Origin of the sequence: Xanthomonas arboricola (assembly GCF_003353015.1) — a bacterium.
GTDB classification, from domain to species: domain Bacteria; phylum Pseudomonadota; class Gammaproteobacteria; order Xanthomonadales; family Xanthomonadaceae; genus Xanthomonas; species Xanthomonas arboricola_E.
This window is the reverse complement of record NZ_QREM01000001.1, coordinates 243,886-267,617: the sequence shown is the minus strand read 5'-3', so window position 1 is coordinate 267,617 and position 23,732 is coordinate 243,886. Positions and strand designations below refer to the sequence as shown.

21 protein-coding genes, 2 tRNA genes and 2 pseudogenes are annotated in these 23,732 nt (G+C 65.7%); 10 read left to right on the top strand and 15 right to left on the bottom strand.

Going from position 1 to position 23,732, the window contains the following annotated elements; genetic code table 11:
* A complete protein-coding gene (locus tag C0541_RS01255; protein WP_115045645.1) occupies positions 1 to 738 on the bottom strand; it encodes a DUF6776 family protein in 738 nt (245 codons plus the stop codon).
* A gap of 128 nt (positions 739 to 866) precedes the next feature.
* Between C0541_RS01255 and C0541_RS01250 the strand changes: the two genes are divergently transcribed.
* From C0541_RS01250 to C0541_RS01240, 3 genes are read left to right on the top strand one after another with little or no spacing between them, the layout of a single operon-like run.
* Complete coding sequence (locus C0541_RS01250; RefSeq protein ID WP_115045348.1) at positions 867 to 1,493, top strand: DUF4126 domain-containing protein; 627 nt, start codon at positions 867 to 869, stop codon at positions 1,491 to 1,493.
* 38 nt (positions 1,494 to 1,531) lie between these two features.
* Positions 1,532 to 3,490, top strand: a complete 1,959-nt coding sequence (locus C0541_RS01245) for an EAL domain-containing protein (protein WP_161959821.1) — start codon at positions 1,532 to 1,534, stop codon at positions 3,488 to 3,490.
* A 39-nt stretch (positions 3,491 to 3,529) separates the two neighbouring features.
* Positions 3,530 to 5,797 carry an ATP-binding protein gene (locus tag C0541_RS01240; RefSeq protein ID WP_161959855.1) on the top strand — a complete coding sequence of 756 codons (2,268 nt, stop codon included), beginning with the start codon at positions 3,530 to 3,532 and terminating at the stop codon, positions 5,795 to 5,797.
* Between the two features lie 315 nt (positions 5,798 to 6,112).
* On the opposite strand, the gene bfr is transcribed toward C0541_RS01240, so the two are convergent.
* The 3 genes from bfr to C0541_RS01225 all read right to left on the bottom strand — a co-directional run bounded on the left by bfr (position 6,113) and on the right by C0541_RS01225 (position 7,602).
* Entirely contained in the window at positions 6,113 to 6,583 is a 471-nt protein-coding gene (gene bfr / locus C0541_RS01235; RefSeq protein ID WP_005990707.1) for a bacterioferritin, read from the bottom strand.
* A gap of 111 nt (positions 6,584 to 6,694) precedes the next feature.
* Positions 6,695 to 6,904 carry a (2Fe-2S)-binding protein gene (locus C0541_RS01230; RefSeq protein WP_024938191.1) on the bottom strand — a complete coding sequence of 70 codons (210 nt, stop codon included), beginning with the start codon at positions 6,902 to 6,904 and terminating at the stop codon, positions 6,695 to 6,697.
* An 80-nt stretch (positions 6,905 to 6,984) separates the two neighbouring features.
* Positions 6,985 to 7,602, bottom strand: a complete 618-nt coding sequence (locus C0541_RS01225) for an RNA pyrophosphohydrolase (protein WP_024938192.1) — start codon at positions 7,600 to 7,602, stop codon at positions 6,985 to 6,987.
* A gap of 118 nt (positions 7,603 to 7,720) precedes the next feature.
* Between C0541_RS01225 and C0541_RS01220 the strand changes: the two genes are divergently transcribed.
* Positions 7,721 to 7,797, top strand: a tRNA-Met gene (locus C0541_RS01220).
* A 52-nt stretch (positions 7,798 to 7,849) separates the two neighbouring features.
* Positions 7,850 to 7,923, top strand: a tRNA-Gln gene (locus tag C0541_RS01215).
* Positions 7,924 to 8,125: 202 nt separating this feature from the next.
* Here the strand turns inward: C0541_RS01215 and rpsI are convergent.
* Together rpsI and rplM are read right to left on the bottom strand one after the other, a co-directional pair.
* Positions 8,126 to 8,518, bottom strand: a complete 393-nt coding sequence (gene rpsI / locus C0541_RS01210; RefSeq protein ID WP_016902423.1) for a 30S ribosomal protein S9 — start codon at positions 8,516 to 8,518, stop codon at positions 8,126 to 8,128.
* A 2-nt stretch (positions 8,519 to 8,520) separates the two neighbouring features.
* Positions 8,521 to 8,949, bottom strand: a complete 429-nt coding sequence (rplM, locus tag C0541_RS01205) for a 50S ribosomal protein L13 (protein ID WP_003483082.1) — start codon at positions 8,947 to 8,949, stop codon at positions 8,521 to 8,523.
* A gap of 182 nt (positions 8,950 to 9,131) precedes the next feature.
* Here rplM and coq7 point away from each other — a divergent pair, with 182 nt between their 5' ends.
* Positions 9,132 to 9,785 carry a 2-polyprenyl-3-methyl-6-methoxy-1,4-benzoquinone monooxygenase gene (gene coq7, locus C0541_RS01200; RefSeq protein WP_115045346.1) on the top strand — a complete coding sequence of 218 codons (654 nt, stop codon included), beginning with the start codon at positions 9,132 to 9,134 and terminating at the stop codon, positions 9,783 to 9,785.
* 317 nt (positions 9,786 to 10,102) lie between these two features.
* Here coq7 and C0541_RS01195 read toward each other — a convergent pair whose 3' ends face one another.
* Positions 10,103 to 10,417 carry a DMT family transporter gene (locus C0541_RS01195; RefSeq protein ID WP_003483069.1) on the bottom strand — a complete coding sequence of 105 codons (315 nt, stop codon included), beginning with the start codon at positions 10,415 to 10,417 and terminating at the stop codon, positions 10,103 to 10,105.
* Between the two features lie 160 nt (positions 10,418 to 10,577).
* Entirely contained in the window at positions 10,578 to 11,372 is a 795-nt protein-coding gene (gene speD, locus C0541_RS01190; RefSeq protein WP_005990692.1) for an adenosylmethionine decarboxylase, read from the bottom strand.
* 137 nt (positions 11,373 to 11,509) lie between these two features.
* Between speD and crp the strand changes: the two genes are divergently transcribed.
* Positions 11,510 to 12,202, top strand: coding sequence for a cAMP-activated global transcriptional regulator CRP (gene crp, locus C0541_RS01185; RefSeq protein ID WP_024938194.1), 693 nt, complete (start codon positions 11,510 to 11,512; stop codon positions 12,200 to 12,202).
* Positions 12,203 to 12,304: 102 nt separating this feature from the next.
* Here the strand turns inward: crp and C0541_RS01180 are convergent, their stop codons facing one another.
* The 6 genes from C0541_RS01180 to C0541_RS01150 all read right to left on the bottom strand — a co-directional run bounded on the left by C0541_RS01180 (position 12,305) and on the right by C0541_RS01150 (position 17,979).
* The gene (locus tag C0541_RS01180; protein WP_016902427.1) at positions 12,305 to 13,021 is read right to left on the bottom strand and encodes a haloacid dehalogenase-like hydrolase; all 717 of its coding nucleotides are present in this window, start codon (positions 13,019 to 13,021) and stop codon (positions 12,305 to 12,307) included.
* Positions 13,014 to 13,886, bottom strand: coding sequence for an indole-3-glycerol phosphate synthase TrpC (trpC, locus tag C0541_RS01175; protein ID WP_429001321.1), 873 nt, complete (start codon positions 13,884 to 13,886; stop codon positions 13,014 to 13,016). The genes C0541_RS01180 and trpC overlap by 8 nt, the downstream gene beginning before the upstream one ends.
* Positions 13,887 to 13,940: 54 nt before the next feature.
* Positions 13,941 to 14,978 carry an anthranilate phosphoribosyltransferase gene (gene trpD / locus C0541_RS01170; RefSeq protein WP_115045344.1) on the bottom strand — a complete coding sequence of 346 codons (1,038 nt, stop codon included), beginning with the start codon at positions 14,976 to 14,978 and terminating at the stop codon, positions 13,941 to 13,943.
* Positions 14,979 to 15,094: 116 nt separating this feature from the next.
* Positions 15,095 to 15,727, bottom strand: a complete 633-nt coding sequence (locus C0541_RS01165; RefSeq protein ID WP_115045343.1) for a flavin reductase family protein — start codon at positions 15,725 to 15,727, stop codon at positions 15,095 to 15,097.
* A 175-nt stretch (positions 15,728 to 15,902) separates the two neighbouring features.
* Positions 15,903 to 16,481: an anthranilate synthase component II gene (locus tag C0541_RS01155; protein WP_115045341.1), complete on the bottom strand. Its 579-nt coding sequence runs from the start codon at positions 16,479 to 16,481 to the stop codon at positions 15,903 to 15,905.
* Positions 16,482 to 17,070: 589 nt separating this feature from the next.
* Positions 17,071 to 17,979, bottom strand: coding sequence for a LysR family transcriptional regulator (locus C0541_RS01150; protein ID WP_115045340.1), 909 nt, complete (start codon positions 17,977 to 17,979; stop codon positions 17,071 to 17,073).
* Between the two features lie 107 nt (positions 17,980 to 18,086).
* Here C0541_RS01150 and C0541_RS01145 point away from each other — a divergent pair, with 107 nt between their 5' ends.
* The 3 genes and pseudogenes from C0541_RS01145 to avrBs2 all read left to right on the top strand — a co-directional run.
* On the top strand, positions 18,087 to 19,190 hold the full coding sequence (locus C0541_RS01145; RefSeq protein ID WP_115045339.1) for an alkene reductase: 1,104 nt from the start codon (positions 18,087 to 18,089) through the stop codon (positions 19,188 to 19,190).
* A 724-nt stretch (positions 19,191 to 19,914) separates the two neighbouring features.
* Entirely contained in the window at positions 19,915 to 20,133 is a 219-nt protein-coding gene (locus C0541_RS01140; protein ID WP_115045338.1) for a hypothetical protein, read from the top strand.
* Positions 20,134 to 20,270: 137 nt separating this feature from the next.
* Positions 20,271 to 21,991, top strand: a pseudogene (gene avrBs2 / locus C0541_RS01135) (type III secretion system effector avirulence protein AvrBs2); the annotation flags it as partial.
* Positions 21,992 to 22,130: 139 nt separating this feature from the next.
* Here avrBs2 and C0541_RS01120 read toward each other — a convergent pair.
* Positions 22,131 to 23,145 (bottom strand): annotated as a pseudogene (locus tag C0541_RS01120) (transposase).
* Between the last annotated feature and the right edge of the window lie 587 nt (positions 23,146 to 23,732).

Genomic DNA, 23,732 nt, shown 5'->3' with positions numbered 1-23,732 from the left:
CTACTCCCCCGCGCCATTGCCGGCGACTTTCCAGTCGAATGTCTGATTGACCGGCGCCCCGTCGCCGCTCAGGGAGATTTTGACACGTTGCGGAGTGAAATCCTTCGGCAGGATCACGCTGCCGTCCAACTGCTGGAAATAGCGGAACGAGTACGGTTGCCCGGCCGCATCGGGCTTCTGGTGCAGTTCGTTCCAGCTCACCGTGACCAGCTTGCCGGCGCGTACGCCTTCCACCGCAAGGCGCAGCTGGCCCTGGCTGATCGCGCCGCGGTTGAGGTTCTGGGTCAGCACCACGCTGTAGTTCCAGGTGCCGCCGGCTTCGGCGGTGAACTGCACCGAATGCGCATTGAGCCCCTTGCGTTGCGCGGTGGAGCCCACCAGGCGCTCGTAGAACGCCACATCCGCACGCAGCGCGGCGATCTGCTCGTCGCGCTCGGCCAGCGAGGCCTGCACCTCGGTATTGGCGGCGCGGCTGATCTTGTCCGACATCGCCAGGTTGACCTGGCGCTGCTGCAACTGCGCGATCTGCCGACGCTGCTCGGCCTGGCTGCGCTGCGCCTGCTGCAGCGCCGCCTCGGCCTCGACCAGGCGCGGCGCCGCGGTACGGCTGGCCATCCACCACGTCCCGCCCAGCGATGCCAGCCACACCAGCGCGAGTACCGGCCACCGCCAGCGGCCGCCGGAACGGCCGCCGCCGGAGTCACGTTGGACGAGCTGAACGCGTGCGGCTGGTCGCATGGGCATCGGATCCGGACGGGCCGGCGCAGTCATGGGCGGCGTAGTGTGCCAGAGCGTCGGCAACCGTCGCGCTGGCGCCGGAACGGCGGTTATCCGATAGTTCTGCATTGTCCGCAGGAAATACCGCCATGAGCGAGGCGCATCTGTTCGTGATCGGCATCCTGCTGGCCTGGCTGGCCGGCATCCGTGTCTATCTCACCGTCTTCGGTGTCGGCCTGGCCGGCCTGCTCGGCTGGATCGAGCTGCCGCCCGCGCTGCACCCGGCGCAGTCGTGGTGGGTGCTGGGCACCTCCGGTGCACTGGCGGTGGCCGAATTCTTCGCCGACAAGATCCCCGGCGTGGATTCGGGCTGGGACCTGCTGCAGACCCTGGCACGGGTGCCGGCCGGCGCCTTCCTGGCCGCGGCCACGCTGTCGCCGGACGGTGACCTGAGCACCGGCGCGCTGGCGGCCGGGGCCGGCGTGGCGCTGACCAGCCACACCCTCAAGGCCGGCACCCGCGCCTTGCTCAACACCTCGCCGGAACCGGCCAGCAACTGGATCGCCTCGCTGGCCGAAGACACCATCGCCACCACCGCGCTGGCGCTGGCACTGGCGCACCCATGGCTGGCACTCAGTGTTGCGGTGGGTTCCAGCGTGCTCGCCACGCTGGTGGTGTGGTGGGTGTGGCGGCTGCTGTGGCGGGGCATGCGCCGGCTGGTAGCGCCGCTGCGCACTGCCACCACGCCGGCTGCACGTCGCTCCCCGCTATCGTGAAGTTCATCGCATAATCATCGCGACTGCAGGGAGTATCGATGGCCGCCCGAGATCCGGTTCCTTTCACCCGTGACGACACCGCCACGCGTCATCGTCCGCTGCGCGCCGAGACGCCGCCGGCCGACCATTGGCGCCGCTGGGCCGATCAGGCCGCAGCGGCGCCCAACCTTGCCGAGCCGGTGAGTGCGGCGATCATTCCGGCGCCTGCGCGCGCTGCCGCACCCGCATCGATCGTGTCGATGGCACCAGCGCAGGCCAGCGCCCAGGACAGCAGCACGCGCGTCACAGCCGCGGCGCCGACCGCGGCGCCTGCCTCGACGTCGCGCGAAGGCGACGACAACGTCGCCGCCGACGCACCGTACCGGGTACTCATCGTCGAGGACGACCGCTCGCAGGCGTTGTTTGCGCAGAGCGTGCTGCATGGCGCCGGCATGCATGCGCAGGTGGAAATGACCGCCGCCAGCGTGCCGCACGCGATCCAGGACTACCACCCGGATCTGATCCTGATGGACCTGCACATGCCCGAGCTGGACGGCATCCGCCTGACCACCCTGATCCGCCAGCAGCCCGGCCAGCAGTTGCTGCCGATCGTCTTCCTCACTGGCGACCCGGACCCGGAGCGTCAGTTCGAAGTGCTCGACAGCGGCGCCGACGACTTCCTGACCAAGCCGATCCGCCCACGTCACCTGATCGCCGCGGTCTCCAACCGCATCCGCCGCGCACGCCAGCAGGCGTTGCAGCAGGCCGGCGAACAGGTCAGCGTACGCAGCAACCCGGAAACCGGCCTGCCGACGCGCGGCCACGTGATGGAACTGCTCGCCGATGCCCTTGCGCGCAGGCAGACCGGCGGCTTGTTCTTCATCGAGATCGCCAGCGCGCTCGGCCTGCGCGAGCGCTACGGCTATGCCGCCTACGAGCGCCTGATGACCCAGGCCGGGCATCGCCTGGCCAGCGCAGCGCATCCGTACCCGCTGGCGCGCCTGAACGACAACAGCTTCCTGCTGCTGGGCGTGGACATGCCCGAGTCCAGCCTGCAACAGCACGCGCTGGAGATCCGCCAGCGGCTGTCCGCGCATGCCTTCCCGGTGCGCGAGGAAGAATCGGTGCACGTGCGCTGCGCCATCGGCGTGGCACCGCTGGGCCTTGGCTTCGAGGACACCGGCAGCGCGCTGGAAGCGGTCGAGCGCACCGCGCTGCAGGCACGCCTGCGCAGCGACGGCGTGCAGGCCTACCTGGCCCCCAGCCAGGCCGAACAGCAGGAGCAGCTGCGCCTGGTCGAAGGCCAGCTCGAACTGGCGTATCAACCGATCGTGGCGGTGGCCGGCGGCGACACGGCGCAATACCAGGTGCTGCTGCGGCTGCGCCAGGCCGACGGCACCCTGCTGTCGGCCGGCCAGGTGATTCCCGCCGCCGAAGCGGCCGGACGCATCGCCGACCTCGACCAGCAGGTCATGGACCACGCGCTCGGCCTGCTGCATCTGTACCAGCACGCCCATCCGCCGCTGCGGCTGTTCGTGTCGCAGTCGCCACGCACGCTGGCGCGCGATGCCTTCGCCGACTGGTTGCTCAAGGCGCTGGCCGAACGCGGCGTGGCCGGGCAATCGCTGATCGTCGACCTGCGCCTGGACGATGCCTTGATCCATGCGGTCACCGTGCAGCAGTTCTGCGCCAGGTTGATGCCGGCCGGCGTGCAGTTCTGCCTGAGCCAGTTCGAGCCCGGCGACGAAGCCAACGCCCTGCTGAGCCAGCTGCCGCTGAGCTTCGTGCGCATGGCCAACCGCTTCGCCGATGCCCACGGCAACGCGGCAGTCCGCGACCAACTGCGTGGCGTGATCGATATCGCCCATCAGCGCGGCCTGCTGATCATCGGCCAACGCATCGAAGATCCGCAGTCGGCTGCGGCGATGTGGATGAGTGGCGTGGACTTCATCCAGGGCAACCTGGTGCAGACGGTCGGCAAGGAACTGGACTTCGACTTCACGAACGCGGTGCTCTGAGTGACCGCACGGGCAGGAGGCCTGCGCGCCTGGAGTGGCCTGGCCGTGTTGACTGCACTGGTTGCAGCGCTGGGGGCAGGCTTGCAGTGGTCGGCCATCGACGGGCCGTGGCGCACGGTGACGGTGGTATCCGCCGCACTGGCCGTGGTGTTCGGCCTGTGCGCCGCAGTTGCCGGCTACCGCAGCGCGCGCGCCCAGCACGCCCTGACGCAACGCCTGGAAGAGGCCGACGTCGCCCGCGAGCGCCTGCAGCAGGAGCTGCAGCGCCACGGCGAACTCGAACAGGAACTGTTGCGCGCCAAGCAGGCCGCCGAAGCCGCTACCCTGGCCAAGGGCGAATTCCTGGCCACCATGAGCCACGAGATCCGCACCCCGCTCAACGGCATCATCCCGATGCTGGAGCTTATTTCCAGCGGCCAGCTCAGCCTGGACCAGCGCGACATGCTGCAGACCGCCACCGGCAGCTCGCTGCAGCTGCTGCGCATCGTCGACGACATCCTCGATTACTCCAAGCTGGAAGCCAACAAGCTCGAACTGGAAATCACCACCTTCAACCTGCGCGAGCTGCTCGACGGCGTCGTGCAGCTGTTGCAACGCACCGCCGAAGGCAAGCAGCTGCGCCTGGGGCTGGAGATCGAGCCGTCGGTGCGCCTGCTGGTGCGCGGCGACCCGATCCGCCTGCGCCAGGTGCTGGGCAACCTGATCGGCAACGCGATCAAGTTCACCGAACGCGGCAGCGTCGACATCCAGCTGCGTCGCCTGGGCGAAACCCGCGCCCAGCATCTGCTGCGCTTCCAGGTGCGCGACACCGGCATCGGCATCGCCGCGGACCAGCAGGCCCGCCTGTTCCGCTCCTTCGCCCAGGCCGACGCCTCCACCACGCGCCTGTACGGCGGCACCGGGCTGGGACTGGCGATCTGCAAGCGCATCATCGACCTGATGGGCGGCCGCATCGGCGTGGAATCCGAGCCCGGGCGCGGCGCCACGTTCTGGTTCGAGATTCCGCTGCTCAAGGTCATCGGCGACCTGCAGCAGAGCACCGCCACCGATGCCGCGCGGGTGATGGTGATCAGCTCCGACACCCGCCTGTCGCAACGCCTCAAGCGCCTGCTCGACAGCTGGGGCGTGTCGCACGTGCTGATGGAAACCACCCAGGAAGCGCTGGAACGGATGCGTCGCCACAGCGACAGCGAGGGCTTCCGCTGCGTCATTGCCGACCACGACACGTTGCGCTACAGCGCACGCGCCGTGCATCGCGCACTTGCGCGCCCCGACGACCTCGGCGGCGCGCGCCTGATCTGGCTGTATGGCGACGAGCCGGTGCCCTCCGAGCTGCAGGACGACGCCAGCCTGGTGCCGCGGCAGAGCCCGGACGAGACCCTGCGCTCGCTGGTGCTGCCGCCCGATCCAAGGCCGGCCCACGCGGCCACGCTGGCCGCGGCGATGATTCCCGAGCCGGTCGCGCCGGCGCAGGCCAGCGCACGCGATGTGCACATCCTGCTGGTGGAGGACAACCCGGTGAACCTGCTGGTCGCGCAGAAGCTGCTGGCAGTGCTCGGCTTCGACGCCGACACCGCCACCGATGGCGAAGCCGCGCTGAGCAGCATGGAGTCCACCCGCTACGACATGGTGTTCATGGATTGCCAGATGCCGGTGCTGGACGGCTACGCCGCCACCCGCCGCTGGCGCGCGATGGAAACCGAAAGCGGTGGCCGCCCGATCCCGATCGTGGCGATGACCGCCAACGCCATGGCCGGCGATCGCGAACGCTGCCTGGCTGCCGGCATGGACGACTACCTGTCCAAACCGGTCGCCCGCGAGCAGCTCGACGCCTGCCTGCAACGCTGGTTGCCGCGTCAACCGCTGCCCGCCGGCACGCCCCATGGCAGCCAGGCCGCAGTCGCCCCCGAAAGCGCCAGCGCCGCCGCGCAGGCGCGCGCCCTGCCGATCCTGGACAACAGCGTGATCGAGGAGCTGTACGAGGTGGCGGGCGCGGACACCATCACCATCCTGCAGCTGTTCCTGGAAGATGCGCCAGGCATCATCGAACGCCTGGAAACCGCGGCTACCAATCGCGACAGCATGCAGCTGCGCGACCTGGCGCATACGCTCAAATCCTCCAGCGCCAACGTCGGCGCCCAGGCGCTGGCCAATGCCGCGCGCCGGATCGAACTGGCCGCGCGTACCGGCACCATCGAGCGCCCCTCGGTGATGGTGGCCCTGGTCATCGCCGAATACGCACGCGCCCGCCTGGCACTGCTCGGCCAGGTCGCCCGCCTGCAGACCAAGGCCGGCGCCGCCAACTGAGAGCGGTTGACACCATCTGGCGAACGGTCGTCTAGGGGATGCGGAGGGGGCGCGCAGATCCGGAGGGCGCAAGCGGTAGATGCCGCTTCGCGCTCCGGCCGCAACCGCCTGACGGCTGCGCGATCATCTGTCAGCCACTCCAAGAACCATCGCGCCGGCAGCCACGCTGCATGCTCGCGTGAGCTCGTCCCCGCCGGCGTTCTTCTCGCCATGGAAGCGGCTGACGCCGTGACAGGCCCCACAGGGTGCGGATGCAGGCGCAAGCCACAAACCAGTACGCCACCGGACAGCGGCGGCGCAGCCCGGCCAGCGGCCTCAGTCGTCCAGCTTGGTCAGCAGGTAGTTCGGCTCGCCGATGCGCGCCACCAGATCCAGCTGCGTTTCCAGCCAGTCGATGTGCTCTTCTTCCGACTCCAGGATGTCCACCAGCAGCTGGCGGCTCACGTAGTCGTTGACGGTCTCCGCGTAGGCCACCGCCTCGCGCAGCACGGCAACCGCCTCGCGCTCCAGCGCCAGATCGCAGCGGAACATCTCGGTGGGGTTCTCGCCGATGCGCAGCTTGCCCAGCGCCTGGAAATTCGGGAGCCCTTCGAGAAACAGGATGCGGTCGGACAGCTTGTCCGCATGCTTCATCTCGTCGATGGATTCCTTGTACTCATGCTCGGCCAGTTCCTTCAGGCCCCAGTTCTTCAGCATCTTGGCGTGCAGGAAGTACTGGTTGATCGCAGTGAGTTCGTTGTAGAGCACCTTGTTGAGGTACTCGATGACCTTGGTATCGCCCTTCATGCGATGTCTCCGAGACAGTGAGCCGGCCGCACTGTAGCGCGTTGACGCGGCGCATGAAGGAACGCGAATCGTGATCAGTTGCGGGACGCCTGCCCGCTCCCGGCTGGATGCTCAGGCGGCGCTGGCGAGGCCCAGCATGGGCAACGGCAAGGCGCGGCTGGCATGGGCCTGGCTCAGCACATCGCCCGCCATCTCCAGGCACGACCCACAGTTTGAACCACAGCCGGTGCGCATGGTCAGCTCGGCCAGGCTGGCGCAGCCATTCTCGGCCGCTTCGCGGATCTGGTGGTCGGTGACCCCATTGCAGATGCAGACGTACACGGTATCGGTCGGGTGCTGGCGATCCGGAGAGGACCGGCACCGATTGCACCGCAAACGAGAATAGGTGTCAATTCCAAACGTTAATCATTATTAATCCGCACCGCACGAGGCCCGCCCCGCTTGCGTGGACGCTTGCGCGGGCTGTCGTGCCCGGCCGCGCTGCTGCCCGGCAACCACGCCTCCAGCGCACGCTCGGGCATCACCCCGACCGCCGCCGAGCCGGCGATGGTCTGCGCCAGCGGAGCCAGATGCCGCAGCGCGCGCGCATAGACCCCGCGCTTGAACATCACCACATGCTCGACCGGATACCAGAAATCCACCCAACGCCAGTGATCGAACTCGGGCGTGTCGGTGTGGTCGAGCTTGAGGTGGGATTCGTGGCCGGTGAACTGCAGCAGGAACCACACCTGCTTCTGGCCGATGCAGACCTGGCGCTCGTTGCGGCGTACCGCCCGGCTCGGCAGGCGATAGCGCAGCCATCCAGGGGTGGCACCGAGCAATTCGACATGCTCGGGCAACAACCCGGTTTCTTCGCGCAACTCGCGGTACATGGCTTCCACGGGTGTCTCATCGGTATTCATGCCACCTTGCGGGAACTGCCAGCCGTCCCTGCGCACACGTCGTGCCCAGAACACCTGACCATCCTCTCGCATCAGCACGATGCCGACGTTTGGCCGGAAACCGTCCGGATCGATCACGATGCGGACTCCTGAAAATCTACTGTCCCCGACTCTGCCACGGCGACGGCCGGCTCACAAGCTGAAAACGAAATGCTTGACAACACGCGGGCACTTGGTAAGAATTGCCGGCTCCCTAGGCTATGTAGCTCAGCCGGTTAGAGCACAGCACTCATAATGCTGGGGTCGGTGGTTCGAGTCCACCCATAGCCACCAAGGTGTTCATGCGCTCACGGGCATGCAATAATCTTGGTCCAACACGTTTTATTGCCCCGTCGCCAAGCGGTAAGGCACCTGACTCTGACTCAGGCATCGGTGGTTCGAATCCATCCGGGGCAGCCAAACACGAAAGGTCCGATCTGACGATCGGGCCTTTTTTGTTGCCCGCTCACGCCTGCCCAGCAGCGGCGCACCCAGCGAGGGATGGATGCACCCGGCCATTCCCACCGCGGGAATGCGCAGACCCATAAACGACAAAAGCCCGGCATGGCCGGGCCTTTGAAGCGGGCGCCCCGGCGAACCGGGACGCAGCAAACGCGATGGATCAGCGCTTGGAGAACTGGGTCGCGCGACGGGCCTTGTGCAAACCGACCTTCTTACGCTCGACTTCGCGGGCGTCGCGGGTCATGAAGCCGGCCTTGCGCAGCTCGGACTTCAGGGTTTCGTCGTACTCGACCAGTGCACGGGCGATACCCAGACGGATCGCACCGGCCTGGCCGGTGGTGCCGCCGCCGGAGGCGGTGACCAGGATGTCGAAGCTTTCGGTGTTCTTGGTGAGTTCCAGCGGCTGGCGCACGATCATGCGCGCAGTCTCACGGCCGAAGAACTCGTCCAGCGGACGGTCGTTGACGGTGATGTTGCCGGTACCCTTGCGCAGGAACACGCGAGCGGTGGAGGACTTGCGGCGGCCAGTGCCGTAGTTTTGCGTGATAGCCATGATTAGATATCCAGAACTTGCGGCTGCTGGGCGGCGTGCGGATGCTCGGCACCCGAATAGACCTTGAGCTTGCGGTACATGGTGCGGCCCAGGGGGCCCTTCGGCAGCATGCCCTTGACGGCGATTTCGATCACACGCTCCGGGTGGCGCTGCAGCGCCTGCTCCAGGCTCTCGGTCTTCAGGTTACCGATGTAGCCGGTGAAGCGGTGATACTTCTTGTCTTTCAGCTTGTTGCCCGTGACCACGATCTTTTCGGCATTGATCACCACGAGGTAATCGCCGGTATCGACGTGCGGGGTATAAACCGGCTTGTGCTTGCCGCGCAGGCGGCGGGCCAGTTCGGTGGACAGACGGCCGAGCGTCTTGCCGGCGGCGTCAACGAGATACCAGTCGCGCTGGACGGTCTCGGACTTGGCGGTGAACGTAGTCATGAGAAAACTCTTGAGTGGTCGGGCGGATTGCAGCGGCAATGACCGCTGGAACTTTGCCACGCGTTGTGAAGGCGAAACAGAAGAGGCGGGATTGTACGGGACAGCACCAGGCCACGCAAGTCGCCGGCCGGCGGCGGCGTTGGCGGTTGGCAGCGGGCCGGTCCGGGGGCCAGAATCGGTGCATGACCCAGACCTCCTCTTTCCGACTGCATGGCCCGCTCGACCGGCTGCTTGTCGAAGCCCAGCGCGCGCTGGACACGGTGTTCGGCAATCCGCCCGCCGAGCGGCCCAACCCGGCCGCCGACACCCCCGACGTCGCGCTGGAACCGGACCAGCGTCGCCACGCCGCCGGCTTGATGCGGATCAACCACGTCGGCGAAGTCTGCGCACAAGGCCTGTATTTCGGCCAGGCCGCCGTCGCCCGCGACGCCCACACCCAGCAGCATCTGCTGGAGGCGGCGCAGGAAGAAACCGACCACCTGGCCTGGTGCGCCGACCGCCTGCACGAGCTGGACAGCCGCCCCAGCCTGTTCAACCCGCTCTGGTATGCAAGCAGCTACGCGCTCGGCGCTTTGGCCGGCTTGCGCGGCGACGACTGGAGCCTGGGTTTCGTGGTCGAGACCGAGCGCCAGGTCGAAGCCCATCTGGACGAACACCTGGAAACCCTCCCTGAGGTCGACCAGCGCAGCCGCGCGATCCTGCGCGTGATGAAGATCGACGAGGCACGCCACGCCGACCAGGCCGAACAGGCCGGCGCGCGCCTCCTCCCGCCGCCGATCCCCGGCGCCATGGCCCTGGCCTCCAAGCTGATGAAGGCCGTGGCCTACCGGCTGTAGCCGGCGGGATTGGGGATTGGGGATTGGGGATTGGGGATTGGGGATTTGCGGCTGGCGGCTGGCGGCTGGCGGCTGGCGGCGCCCAGCAAACCAGGCCCCACACTTGCACCCAACTGGAGCAGAGCCCCCTTTGTTAAGGGGGCGCGCCGAAGGCGCGGGGATAGGATGCTACGCAGTGGGGCCCAAGGTTTGCGTAGCAAACTTTGGGGGGCAGACCCACGCAGTGGGGCTGACTACGCGTGGGGTCCAAGGCTTGCGTAGCAACCCCTGGGGATCAGACCCACGCAGTGGGGCTGACCACGCGGGACTGACCACGACTACCCGACCAACTTCAACCCGATCACGCCGGCCACGATCAGGCCGATGCAGGCCAGCCGCGACCATGAGGCGCTGTCGCCGAACAGCGCGATGCCGGCGATGGTCACGCCCAGCGCGCCGATCCCGGTCCAGATCGCATAACCGGTGCCGACCGGGATGGTCTTCAGCGCCTGGGTCAGAAACCACAGGCTGATGCCTGCCAGACCGATCGTCAGCACCGTTGGCCACAGGCGGGTGAAGCCGTCGCTGTACTTCAGGCCCATGGCAAAGCCGATTTCGAACAGGCCGGCCAGCAGCAGGTAGATCCAGGGCATCGCAGTACTCCTCAGTTGAAAAACGCACAAAAAAAAAGCGACCCAGTGCTTGCACACTGGGCCGCCGTCGGCTGTGGAACGCGAGGTCATCGCGTGGCGGGCCGTCCCGCCTTGGTTCTTTCGCGCGCCTGCAGGCAGCGCAACAGCTCGCTCGCTGCGCCTACTCGCTCAGGTTGCGCCCGTGGAACAGTTCTTCGATCTCGCGCTTGAGCAGCGTCTCGATCTTCATGCGCTCCTTGAACGAGAGGTTCTTGGCGCGCTCTTCGAACAGGTACTGGTCGAGGTCGAAGTCCTTCAGGTGCATCTTGGTGTGGAAGATGTTTTCCTGGTAGACGTTCACGTCGAACATCTCGTAGCGCGACTTCACGTTCTTGGCGAGGAAGTGCTGGATCGAGTTGATCTTGTGGTCGATGTAGTGCTTCTTGCCCTTCACATCGCGGGTGAAGCCACGGACGCGGTAGTCCATGATCACGATGTCCGACTCCAGGCTCTCGATCAGGTAGTTGAGCGCCTTCAACGGCGAGATCACGCCGCAGGTGGCAACGTCGATATCGGCGCGGAACGTGGCGATGCCTTCCTGCGGATGCGTCTCGGGGTACGTATGGACAGTGATATGACTTTTGTCCATATGAGCGACCACGGCATCGGAAATCAGCTCCTTGCCGGCCTGCTTCTTGTCGATGACGGGCTCTTCCGAGATCAGGATCGTGACCGACGCGCCCTGCGGATCGTAGTCCTGGCGTGCGATATTGAGGATGTTGGCGCCAATGATCTCGGCAACATCGGTCAGGATCTGCGTCAGACGATCGGCGTCGTACTGCTCATCGATGTATTCGATGTAGCGCTGACGCTCCTCTTCGGTACGCGCGTAACAGACGTCGTAGATGTTGAAGCTCAACGCCTTGGTGAGGTTGTTGAACCCCTGTAGCCTCAGGCGAGGCAACGGCTTGACCACGTCGGTCTGTCCTTATGGAAGGCGGGAAAGGAGACAATTATGAGCCAAAGATCCCAGCAACGAAACGCCGATGTTAAGAATGGTTTACCTTGCATGACTCATGCCGTTAAGCTTCGGGAATTACACGCGGAACTACCATGAGCCCAGGAAACACGACGGTTGTGACTACGACGGTACGTAACGCTACCCCTTCTCTGGCGCTGGACGCGGGCACGATCGAGCGTTTCCTGGCGCACAGCCATCGCAGGCGCTATCCGACCCGGACCGATGTGTTCCGGCCGGGAGACCCGGCTGGCACCCTCTACTACGTGATCAGTGGCTCGGTGAGCATCATTGCCGAGGAAGATGACGATCGTGAGTTGGTGCTGGGCTACTTCGGTAGCGGCGAGTTCGTCGGCGAGATGGGGTTGTTCATCGAATCCGACACCCGCGAGGTGATCCTGCGCACCCGCACCCAGTGCGAGCTGGCCGAGATCAGCTACGAGCGGCTGCAGCAGCTGTTCCAGACCAGCCTGTCGCCGGATGCGCCCCGCATCCTGTACGCGATTGGCGTCCAGCTGTCCAAGCGGTTGCTCGACACCACCAGGAAAGCCAGCCGCCTGGCGTTCCTGGACGTGACCGACCGCATCGTGCGCACCCTGCACGACCTGTCCAAGGAGCCGGAAGCGATGAGTCACCCGCAGGGCACCCAGCTGCGCGTATCGCGGCAGGAACTGGCACGGCTGGTGGGCTGTTCGCGCGAAATGGCCGGACGCGTGCTCAAGAAGCTGCAGGCCGACGGCCTGTTGCATGCACGCGGCAAGACCGTCGTGCTCTACGGCACGCGCTAGGCGGCCATGCTCGCGGTTGGTGCGGCACCGCACCAACCGCAGCGGCAACCGCATGCCGCGCGGCATGCGGACTGATGCAATCGGGCGCGTCCAGCGCCAGCGCTACAGCGCCTTGCCACCGCGATCGCGACACCCCCAGTTGAGAATCGGCGTGCCCGCGGGCAACACCTGCCGGAACAGCGCTTCGCGGTTGGCCTTCGGGTTGACCACCACCGGCGCGCGCGCCGCCTTCAGCAGCGGCAGATCCGCGGTACTGTCCGAATAGGCGATGGCGATGTCGGCGTAACCACGCTCGCGCAGCATGCGCATCTTCTCTTCGTTGTGGCAATGACGCCGTGCGGTGACCGCGCCCAGGCGCGGGCCGACCAGGCTGCCGATCACCGGCACGTCCTGGTGCGCGACAAAGCCGAGAATCGCGCGCGCCAGTTCCGGCGGCGCGCCGGTGGCCACCACCACCCGGTCGCCGGCGGCGCGGTGGTCGGTGAACACCTTCAGGGCATGCGGCAACAGGCGCTGCCGGATCTGCGCTTCGTGCTTGAGCACGTACGCATCGATGAAACGGTTGAATTCGCGCGTGCGGTGCAGGCCGAAGGTGGCGATCCACACATACCCGGACACGCCGCGGCGGCGGGTGGGCAGCATCGCCACCATCGGACCGAGGATCGGCGAGGCCAGCAGCGCCACCAGCAGACGCAACGGATTGCGCTTGATCAGCCAGGCGAACAGGTGGCTGCCGGAGTCGCCGTCATACAGCGTGTGGTCGAAATCGAACACCACCAGCGGTGCGTCGTCGCGCGGTACGGGATACGCCTCAGTCATGCGCGAAGAATAGCTGACGCAGCGACTCGCCGGGTTCGGGCGCGCGCATGAAGGTCTCGCCGACCAGGAACGCGTTCACGCCGTGGCCGCGCATCAACTGCACGTCGGCCGGCGTCACGATGCCGCTTTCGGTCACCAGGATGCGGTCGCGCGGTACCGCAGCGCGCATGTCCAGGGTGGTCTGCAGCGTCACTTCGAAGGTGCGCAGATTGCGGTTGTTGATGCCCACCAGCGGCACCGGCACCTGCACCGCGCGCTCGAGCTCGTCGATATCGTGCACTTCCACCAGCACGTCCAGGCCCAGCTGCATGGCCAGGCCGGAGAGCTCGGCCAGCTGCCCATCGTCCAGCGCCGAGACGATCAGCAGGATGCAGTCGGCGCCGAGCACGCGCGCTTCGTAGACCTGGTACGGGTCGACGGTGAAGTCCTTGCGCAGCACCGGCAGCGTGCAGGCCTCGCGCGCCTGGCGCAGATAGGCATCGGCGCCCTGGAAGAAATCCACATCGGTCAGCACCGACAGGCAACTGGCGCCGCCGAATTCGTAGCTGACCGCGATGTCGGCCGGGTGGAAGTCGGGCCGGATCACGCCCTTGGACGGGCTGGCCTTCTTCACTTCGGCGATCACCGCCGGCTCGCCGGCGGCGATGCTGGCCTGCATGGCGGCGGCAAATCCACGCGTGAGCGGCAGGTCGGCACTGCGCGCGACCAGCTCGGCCAGCGGCACGCGCGCGCTGCGCTCGGCGATTTCTTCGGCCTTGCGGGCAAGGATGGTATTGAGGATGTCGCTCATCGTATCGGGTCCTGGCGGGCGGGCATTATCGGTCAAGACGGCCGCAACTGGCCGCCACGCGCCTGCGCGCAGCATGCCAGCGGTGGCGTGAGGAGGCCGACGCGTGCTTGCCGGCGCGATGGGACACGGTCAGGACTGCCGGGCGACCTGCCGGGTGAAGGCGACATAGGCATCCAGCTTTGCACGTGCCGAGCCATCGGCCAGGACCGCACGCGCACGCACGACGCCCCCGGCGATGCTGTCGGACACGCCTGCCACGTAAAGCGCCGCACCGGCGTTGAGCGCAACGATGTCCAGCGCCGGACCGGGCACGTTGTCCAGCACCTGCAGCAGCATCGCGCGTGACTCGGCCGCATCGGCCACCTTGAGGTTGCGGCTGGCCGACATGGCGATGCCGAAATCCTCCGGGTGCACTTCGTACTCGCGCACCTGGCCATCGCGCAGCTCGCCGACCAGGGTGCCGGCACCGAGCGAGAGTTCGTCCATGCCATCGCGCCCCCATACCACCAGCGCGCGCTCGGCACCGAGCTCCTGCAGCACGCGCGCCTGGATACCGACCAGGTCCGGGTGGAACACGCCCATCAGGATGTTGGGCGAGCCGGCCGGGTTGGTCAGCGGGCCGAGGATGTTGAAGATGGTGCGCACACCCATTTCGCGACGCACCGGCGCCACCACCTTCATGGCCGGATGATGCACCGGCGCATACATGAAGCCGATCCCGGTCTGCGCCAGCGAGGCGGCCACCTGCCCGGGTTGCAACTCGATCGCCGCGCCCAGGGCCTCCAGCGCGTCGGCACTGCCGGACTTGGACGAGACGCTGCGGTTGCCGTGCTTGGCGACCTTGGCGCCGCCGGCGGCAGCGACGAACATCGCGCAGGTGGAGATGTTGAACGTGTGCGAGCCATCGCCGCCGGTGCCGACGATGTCGACCATGTGCCGGCGATCGCCCACGTCCACGCGACGCGAGAACTCGCGCATCACCGTGGCTGCGCCGGCGATCTCGCCAATGGTTTCCTTCTTGACCCGCAACCCGGTGAGGATGGCCGCGACCATCATGTCCGAGACCTCGCCACGCATGATCTGGCGCATCAGCTCGACCATTTCGTCGTGGAAGATTTCGCGGTGTTCGATGGTGCGCTGCAGGGCTTCTTGCGGGGTGATGGGCATGAGCGAGGACCGTGGCAAAACGTGGGAAAGAGATGCGGGAGTGCGCGTGATCAATCAAGCCGGCCGGGGCAGTCGCGCATGGCGGCAATGCCATGCAGCACTGCGATGCGCAGCGCTCATTGTCCCGGACGCCGCATGCGGAAGCGCGCCTGCGCCTGCACTTCGAAGTAATCGGCGGCGCCGCCCGCGCGCAGAATCGTCTGCACGGCCGCGGGATCGTAGATGCCGTCCTGCAATGCCGCGTGCGCCAGGTGCACGCCGACCACTTCGCCCAGGACCAGCCAGGTTTCGATGGCCTGCCCGCCTGCGCCCTGCAGCGGCAGCAGCTGGCTGAGCCGGCATTCGAAACTGACCGGGCTGGCCGCCACGCGCGGGGCAGCAATCAGCCGCGACGGCGCCATTTCCAGGTCGGCCAATGCGAACTCGTCGACCTCCGCCGGCACCATCGCGGCACTGGCGTTCATCGCCTCGGCCAACGGGCGCGTGGCCAGGTTCCAGGTGAATTCGCCGGTGGCCTCGATGTTGCGCAGGCTGTCCTTGCGACCGATGCTGGCAAAGCCGACGATCGGCGGCACGTAGTTGAACGCATTGAAGAAGCTGTAAGGCGCCAGGTTGGCGATGCCCCCGGCGCTGCGCGAGCCGATCCAGCCGATCGGTCGCGGACCGACGATGGCGTTGAACGGATCGTGCGGCAGCCCGTGGCCCTGGCCTGGTTCGTAGAAGTGGAAGCGGTCGCTGGGAATGCTCATCGTGATCCGGATGCGGGCGTGAACGGCGATGGGCGGCAAAGCCGCCGCACGCGGTCGCGCAGGTGATTGCAGGCATTGCGCTCCTGGCGCGTCGGTGCATCGACGCTGCGGAAGACTGCACCGCGACTGCCGATGGATGCAGCCACGCTGGCGGTCCCCGCGGTGCGCACGTCGATCAACGCTGCAGGAAGTTCTTCAGCAGGGCGTGCCCGTGCTGGGTCAGGATCGACTCGGGGTGGAACTGCACGCCTTCGACCGGGAACTGGCGATGGCGCAGACCCATGATCTCTTCGATCGAACCATCCGGATTCTCGGTCCAGGCGGTGACTTCCAGTGCGTCGGGCAAGGTGGCCTTGTCCACCACCAGCGAGTGGTAACGGGTGGCCTCGTAGCTGTCCGGCAGGCCGGCGAACACGCCCTTGCCCTGGTGGCGGATAGGCGAGGTCTTGCCATGCATGATGTTGTCGGCGCGAATCACATCGCCGCCGTAGACCTGACCGATGCTTTGATGCCCAAGACACACGCCCAGGATCGGCGTGGTCTGGCCCAGCTGCTCGATCAGCTGCAGCGAGACACCGGCCTCGTTCGGAGTGCATGGGCCGGGCGAGATCACGATGCGCTCGGGCCTGAGCGCGGCGATCTGCTCCACGCTCATCGCGTCGTTGCGCACCACCGTGACCTCGGCACCCAGGGCCTGCAGGTACTGCACGAGGTTGTAGGTAAAGCTGTCGTAGTTGTCGAGCATCAGCAACATATCAGGCCTATCTATTTGTTTTTAAAAGGGACAAAGCCCGAAAAAGCTCACTAACACCGCGCTGATACCCACTCACTCGTTTGATACCCGAGCTGCTGGGGGGAGCGAGCAACACCGGATCATATCTTCGCACGGGCTGGCTCGAGCCTTCGGGCCCCCTGTACAGCTGCAAGCCTGCGAGCCGGACAAGTCGGTCAACGCCACTCGACGTGACGTGTGGGCGGTGCAAGTCGAAAGCTATCGCTCAGCCTCGGGGGCCTGATAGTCGCGTGGCTGACAGATCAACCCACAATGAGATGGTTGATAAGACAAGAGCCCTCGCGCTGCGCCCAAGCTGTGTCCGGGCCGGAGCCTTGAACCACCGCGTGAAGAGCATGGAAGCAGCGGCATGGCTACGTTCACGAACTCCCCGTCCAAGAACCCTGGACTGCCCACTCGGCATGGCCAGCGCTGGAACCCTGAGGAAATGGAGAACTACTCGACGGCATCAGGCGCGGCATGGATCTGAGGCCGGCTAGGCGGGTAGCGCTTCAACCTGTGCGCCGCAGCGCGTATGGATGACGGCTGCACCGCGCATTGCGCTGCTGCTTCAATCGAAGCTGCCGATAGCAGCAAGCCGCATCAACTCGTCCACCACGTAGCGCACCTTCGGGCGCAGGTGGCGCGTGCGCGGCCAGAGCGCGAAGATTTCGATGCAATAGCCCGTGCACTCTTCCAGGACGAGCTGCAGCCTGCCCGACTGGATGTGCGGGCGCACCAGCGAGATCGGCATCTGGCAGATGCCCAGGCCTGCGATCGCAGCGTCGATGACGGCGTCGCCGTCATTCAACTGGTGCGTTCCTTGCGGCACAAAATCGCGCTCGGTCAGCTTGCCGCCAAACCTCCAGCCGACCGGCTGACCATTGCGGAAGCCGACGATGCTGCGATGCGCCTGCAGCTCCTTGATCGTGCGGGGAGTGCCGTGCGCAGCGAGATACGCGGGTGATGCGCACAACACCAGGCGCTGGCGTCCCAGTTTGCGTGCCACCAGGCCACCCGAACGTTCGAGTCCGCCAAACCGGATCGTCAGGTCGATGCCTTCCTGGGCCGGGTCGATCAGATGGTCGTTGAAGGAGAGCGTGTAGTGGAGGTCCGGATGCGCCGCGCCGATGCGAAGCAGGATCGGCAACATGACGTGGCGGCCGAACGACGACGGCATGTCCACCCGCAGCCGGCCGGTGGGCAATGACGACTGCGAGGCCAGGCCGGCTTCTGCACTGGCGATCTCTTCCAACGCGGCCGCACATGCAGCGAAATAGGATTCGCCGTCAGCGGTGAGCGCGATGCGGCGCGTGGTGCGATGGAACAGGCGCACGCGCAGCCGCGCCTCCAGGCGGGCGATTGCCTTGCCTACCGCCGAGCGCGAGATCCCCAGCGACGCGGCCGCCTCGGTGAAGGTGCTGGAACGTGCCGCGGTGACGAAGGTGACCAGCCCGTTGAGTGTCTCGACAGCAATCATCCGAGTTCCGTTGAGGAATTGATGTCCCCAATGGCGGGACGCTTGGCGCCTTTATGTGCCTCGAAGTCAACCTTACCTTCTTTAGCCTGTCCCCACCAAATACCCCCATGACATCAACGATTTTCCAACCCTTCGATCTCGGCGACACCCGGCTGAGCAACCGCATCGTGATGGCACCGATGACCCGCGCCCGCAATCCGGCATACGTTGCGGACGCGTTGACGGCGAGGTATTACGCCCAACGCGCGAGCGCAGGCCTGATCGTCAGCGAGGGCACGCCCGTCTCGCAGCAAGGCCAGGGCTATATCGACGTGCCCGGCATCTGGTCGCAGGAGCAGGTTGCCGGCTGGAAGGTGGTCACCGACGCGGTGCATGCGCGGCAGGGCAAGATCTTCGCCCAGCTGTGGCATGTGGGCCGCATGTCGCATACCTCGCTGCAGCCCGATGGCGCCGATCCGGTGAGCGCAAGCACGCGCCCGGTTGCATCCAGCTCCAGGAGCTTTGCATTCATCTACCGCGAGGACGGAACGCGGGGGACGGCTGAGCCCAGCCCGGCGCGTGCGCTCGAGACCGAAGAAGTGCCGGGCATCGTCAGGGATTTCGAGCAGGCGGCCCAACGCGCGATCGATGCAGGCTTCGACGGCATCGAGATCCACGCGGCCAATGGCTACCTCTTCGAGCAGTTCCTCAACCCGATCACCAACGACCGTGTCGACGCCTACGGCGGCTCGCTGCAGAACAGGGCGCGGCTCATCCTCGAGACCGTGGATGCGGTGGCAGCGCGCATCGGCTCGGGCAAGGTGGGCATCCGCCTTGCACCGAACAATCGCCAGTTCGACATGCCCGCGTACGCGGAGAGCGAGGCCAGCTACCTGTACCTGGCCGAGGAACTGGCCAAGCATGCGCTTGCGTATGTGCATCTGAACGACAACCACGCAAACGGCTCGCCGGACATGAGCGAACCATTCCTTGCAGCGTTCAAGCGCAGCTACGGCGGCACCGTGATCCTTGCGGGCAAGTTGACCCTGGAATGGGCCACTCGGTTGATCGACCAGGGGATGATCGACCTGGCCGCGTTCGGCCAGCCTTTCATTGCAAACCCGGACCTGGTCGCACGCCTGCAGGCAGGTGTCCCGCTCGCCGCTCCGGATCGCGACACCTACTACGGCGGCGGCGCCGAGGGTTACATCGACTATCCGGCCGCAACCTGAAGCACAGGCATCCACCTCCGATGCATCCGCCGGCGGCTGGCGCTGCGCGCTGCGAATGCGCCGCAATGAAGCTATCGCAGCGCGCATCGGCATGCTCCTGCGCCAGGCTGCACCGCGTGTGGAGGGGTGTTTGAGTGACGCGTCTTCCATTGAGCTGGCGGTACGCGTGATCGCCGGCGGCGCGTCATCGACCGCCCCTGCCCCATCCAGCCTTGATGGACCTTCCAACAACCCTCGGCAGCGTGGGCATGACAACGCGGTGTGAGAGCCACACGCGGCCAGACGGCCGCGTTGGTCAATGCCCGACATTAGAGGTTGGGCGACATGGCCACCTGCCTTGACCGTCGACCCGTGTGCTCGCACATCGACTACTAGCGCCCAGTCTGAAGATGCGGCAGGCATGACCGAGCACTGCCGGAGGTTCTCGAAAGGAGCTCCCCCGACTCCAAGGCTTTCGCGTTGACACCGGCCGTGAGCTGGAGCGAGTATTCGGGCGTCGCCGCATCATCGGCGACCAGGCTTGGCGGCCTGACTGTCAGCGGCGAAAGCCGCATTGAGCATGCTCTGCGGCTTTTTCGTGCCCGGCGTTGTCTGTTTTTATGGACGGTCGGACGGGGAGGCTGCAAAGCCTGCCGGCGCTGACCCGGTCCGCCAACCCCGTTCGGTCGTCCACCCTGCTTGGCGGCGTGATGGATGGTTCGCTCATTGAACTGGAGTCAGCACCATGTTCTACAACACCCAACAAGCACCCGCGTCTGTGCCGCGCCAGATCGGCCACCATATCGATCTGATCGCCAACGCTTTCGAATGCAGTCATGCGGCATGGCTGAGTCTGATGGCGCACCTCGCAAGCGCACGCAACGCCATCCACACCGTCACGTTTGCCGACAGCGATGCAGCAATCGCTGCAGTCGATCCCTTGTGCGCGCAGGTGCGGCCATGAGCACTAGCAAACAGTTCCGCGTCTGCACCGGCGTCACCCTCAGCTTCGAAATGATGTAGGGCTATGTGCTGGCCATGCCGCATTCCCACGCGCAGCCCAATCTGCCGCCGGTCCTGATCGCCTGCGAAGCCACCGGTCGCGCACGCGCCGCGGCAGGACCGGTACTGGTCGATGCTGAGCACGGCCGCATCATCTTTGACTTGAAACGCGCGTTTGCCGCCGGCGACAACTTCAGCGATCCAGCGCGCAGCGCATTGAGCAGGGCGCTGGATCTGCCCGGTCTTGGACTAGCCACGCCGGAATGGCTACAGCCGGGATCGTCCGCGCAGCCGCGTCGCAAGTTACAGCAAGCCGCTCGGTACCACGGCCACGAGATACCGGCGCGGGACGGCGGCGCGGCATTCTTCAAGGCCAACGACCATCATCTGGTGGCCGGCAAGCAGGCGTCGCTGCGCAAGCACCGCAAGGAGCTTATCCACGAGAACTATTTCTAGGCTCCCAGCACGCGCGCCCTGGGCAAGGACGTGATGGTGCACCGGGGCTTATTCGACAATCATGCCGGTATTCCGGAGAACTCGCTTGCGGCCATCGATCGCGCTTACGAGCAGGGGTGTCGCAATCTGGAACTGGATGTCGAGGTCAGCGCCGACGGCGTACCGGTGCTGATGCACGACTTCAGCATAGGCCGCATGACCGGCGACCCGCAGAACAGGCTGGTGTCGCAGGTGCCGTTCGCGCAGCTGCGCGAGATGCCGCTGGTGACCCGCAACCCGGTGGACGGCAATTTCATGACCAAACCATTGCTGCCATAGAGCAGGCGCTGGAGCACGCGCTGCACAAGCCGGAAGCGATGTCGGTCGCACTCGATTGCAAGGAAGACACCGCCGAGGCGGTGGCGATGGTGTTGATGCGTCGGCCGCATCTGCGCCAGGGTGCGGCGATCAGGCTTTATGCGAAGTACTACACCGGCGGGTTCGATCAGGTTTTGTCCAACCTGTACAGGCATTACCAGATCAACCCACTGCACTCCCAAGATGCGCCACGCCGTGCTGCGCTCGATCGCCTGCTGGCCAAGATCAACGTGGTGCCGGTCTTCAGCCAGGGAATGCTGGACGACCCGCAGCTGCGCGACTTCTTCCCCGGAAAGGACACTGGGCCGGAAGGATTAGCCGACACGGCGGTGCACTGGCTCGAAAGCTGGAGCAGGATGCGCCCGGTCATCGTAGAGGCGGTGGCCACAGACGCGGACAGCGATGCGGGCAAAGCCATGGAACTGACCCGCACACAGTTGCGACAGCCGGACTCGGCCTACGCACAGGCGGCGTTTTCGTCCGGCTACCGCTACGAGGATTTCTCCCTGCCGCGCGCCAACCATGACAAGGACTATTACGTCTGGCGCAACTTCGGCGAAATGCAGAAGCTCGACGGCGAAGCCTTCGGCGTCCAGCGCACCACTGCCGGTACCTTTCGCGATGCCGGCGAGAGCCTGTTGACAGACCAGCCAGAAGAAGAACTGCCCGCACTACTGGAAAACCGCGTGCTGGCGCGTGGCCATACCGGCCTGGAACTGGACCTGCCGCCAGAGACCCCCATCGACAGCGCACGCGATGCGCAGATCGTGCAGCAGCGCACCAGCCAATTCCGCGCAGCATCCAAGCCGGCCGACCCGGCGCTGGTGGCGGCCGTGCGAGAAGGCCGCGTCCTGGACCATAGCGCAGAGTTCCAGCACGATCCCGAAGCACGGCGCGCGGTGGATGCTCGCGCCGAATCGCTGGGACGACTGAACGTTCACTACCGAGGTGCGCCGGTAACCCACTATCTCAACGCACAGGCGGAAAAGATCGGCCAGGAGCAGTGAGGCTGGCCAAGCGCTGTTGCGCCAGGGATGCTCCGATCGATGAGACCTGAGGACGCGGGACGTGCATTCCTCCAAGGAGCTGCGTCTGGAGCGTCAGAAGTTGCACCATTTTCGGCGCGATCCGGACCTCATCTCCCGATTACAGGCGCACGCTCCCCGCGGCGGACAGTAACTGCTTTCGCTTCATCCACGGGTTTGACGGCGCAAACAATGTCGGCATCTGCGCCGTGTTCCCGGCCAAGCCGCGGTAGCGCACCTTGGTGTAGCCGAACTGGCGCTTGATCACGCCAAACGGATGTTCCACCGTTGCACGCGCACTGGCCTTGACGTGTTCCCGATGTTCTTCCCGGGCACGCTCGCGTTTGTTGGCAATGGCTTGCATCGTCGAGCGTTCAGCGGCCATGAAAAATGCAGCCTTGCAGGNTGGTGTAGCCGAACTGGCGCTTGATCACGCCAAACGGATGTTCCACCGTTGCACGCGCACTGGCCTTGACGTGTTCCCGATGTTCTTCCCGGGCACGCTCGCGTTTGTTGCCAATGGCTTGCATCGTCGAGCGTTCAGCGGCCATGAAAAATGCAGCCTTGCAGGTCTGCAGTTCTTCCCGTTTGTCTGCACCTCTGGCCCTTGCGCGCCAGATGCGCGTTGACGGCNGGCACGCTCGCGTTTGTTGGCAATGGCTTGCATCGTCGAGCGTTCAGCGGCCATGAAAAATGCAGCCTTGCAGGTCTGCAGTTCTTCCCGTTTGTCTGCACCTCTGGCCCTTGCGCGCCAGATGCGCGTTGACGGCCTCCCGTATCTGCGCGGCAAGGCCATGGGTTTCCAGTAGCCGGCGAACGTTGGGAATCGTGGTCTTGTCAGGAACATTGTCCAAGCCACCGAGCCGGGCAAAACGCCGCAAGGTCGGGATCTGGTGCAACGCTTCTTCCATCGCCGGATCGCTCGATGCATGCCCATGCTGCAGCCGATGAATCCGCAACATCGTCGCCAGCGCGTAGGACTGCCGCCCAGGCCGCCCCGACATCGGATAGTGCGGCGCGATCGGACCGCGCAATTGCTGCCACGGAGCCACCTGCTCCACCTCGGCCAGGAAGATCTCGCGGCGGGTCTGCTGACGCTTGCCCAGGCCCTCAGCGTCACCGAACGCCAGTTGCATGCATCACTCCGCAACGTGAGTGATAGTGTCGCATATCTGCGAATGCGTTGTTCAGCGGTTCCCTAACGCAGGTCACACGCACTGCACGGCTCGCGCAGCATCAGCCGTGAAGCATTCGCTGCCGGTGCTCGGCCCCTACCCTAACGGTCCGCCTCTCGACGGAAATCGTCGCTGCGAGAACGAGGGCGTGGTCGTGCAAGCGAAGACATGGCCAACGACAGACGTGTTACGTCGGCATACGGAATGTCATGTTCCGTTGTGGAGTGATCATTTCGCAGTTCAAGGCTCTCGGATCTGCCGCTCGATGTCATTTTCAAGTCACTGACGATGATGACGTATGCCGTGCAAGGTGGCAGTGAATGCCACCACGCGCCTGAGCACCTTGATTGCACGCTGGGAAGTCCGCACTGCCATTACCCGGACAGTTGAAGCGGCAGCTACGCCAGGGCCGCATCTGCAGGCCACGCATCGACCTTGATATTGCGATCGATGCGTCGCCCTGCCGGCGGCGACCCCTGCAGTGCAATCTAGCCTGGCGCAGCCCTGCATCGGTGGAATGATGTGCCTGCCGTCAACGCCGCACATCA

Coding starts and splice junctions, on each gene's coding strand:
- C0541_RS01255 (WP_115045645.1), bottom strand. CDS start 738: ATGCGACCAGCCGCACGCGTTCAGCTCGTCCAACGTGACTCCGGCGGC.
- C0541_RS01250 (WP_115045348.1), top strand. CDS start 867: ATGAGCGAGGCGCATCTGTTCGTGATCGGCATCCTGCTGGCCTGGCTG.
- C0541_RS01245 (WP_161959821.1), top strand. CDS start 1,532: ATGGCCGCCCGAGATCCGGTTCCTTTCACCCGTGACGACACCGCCACG.
- bfr (WP_005990707.1), bottom strand. CDS start 6,583: ATGAAGGGCGATACCAAGGTCATCGAGTACCTCAACAAGGTGCTCTAC.
- rpsI (WP_016902423.1), bottom strand. CDS start 8,518: ATGGCTATCACGCAAAACTACGGCACTGGCCGCCGCAAGTCCTCCACC.
- rplM (WP_003483082.1), bottom strand. CDS start 8,949: ATGACTACGTTCACCGCCAAGTCCGAGACCGTCCAGCGCGACTGGTAT.
- coq7 (WP_115045346.1), top strand. CDS start 9,132: ATGACCCAGACCTCCTCTTTCCGACTGCATGGCCCGCTCGACCGGCTG.
- C0541_RS01195 (WP_003483069.1), bottom strand. CDS start 10,417: ATGCCCTGGATCTACCTGCTGCTGGCCGGCCTGTTCGAAATCGGCTTT.
- crp (WP_024938194.1), top strand. CDS start 11,510: ATGAGCCCAGGAAACACGACGGTTGTGACTACGACGGTACGTAACGCT.
- C0541_RS01180 (WP_016902427.1), bottom strand. CDS start 13,021: ATGACTGAGGCGTATCCCGTACCGCGCGACGACGCACCGCTGGTGGTG.
- trpC (WP_429001321.1), bottom strand. CDS start 13,886: ATGCTGCGCGCAGGCGCGTGGCGGCCAGTTGCGGCCGTCTTGACCGAT.
- trpD (WP_115045344.1), bottom strand. CDS start 14,978: ATGCCCATCACCCCGCAAGAAGCCCTGCAGCGCACCATCGAACACCGC.
- C0541_RS01165 (WP_115045343.1), bottom strand. CDS start 15,727: ATGAGCATTCCCAGCGACCGCTTCCACTTCTACGAACCAGGCCAGGGC.
- C0541_RS01155 (WP_115045341.1), bottom strand. CDS start 16,481: ATGTTGCTGATGCTCGACAACTACGACAGCTTTACCTACAACCTCGTG.
- C0541_RS01150 (WP_115045340.1), bottom strand. CDS start 17,979: ATGATTGCTGTCGAGACACTCAACGGGCTGGTCACCTTCGTCACCGCG.
- C0541_RS01145 (WP_115045339.1), top strand. CDS start 18,087: ATGACATCAACGATTTTCCAACCCTTCGATCTCGGCGACACCCGGCTG.
- C0541_RS01140 (WP_115045338.1), top strand. CDS start 19,915: ATGTTCTACAACACCCAACAAGCACCCGCGTCTGTGCCGCGCCAGATC.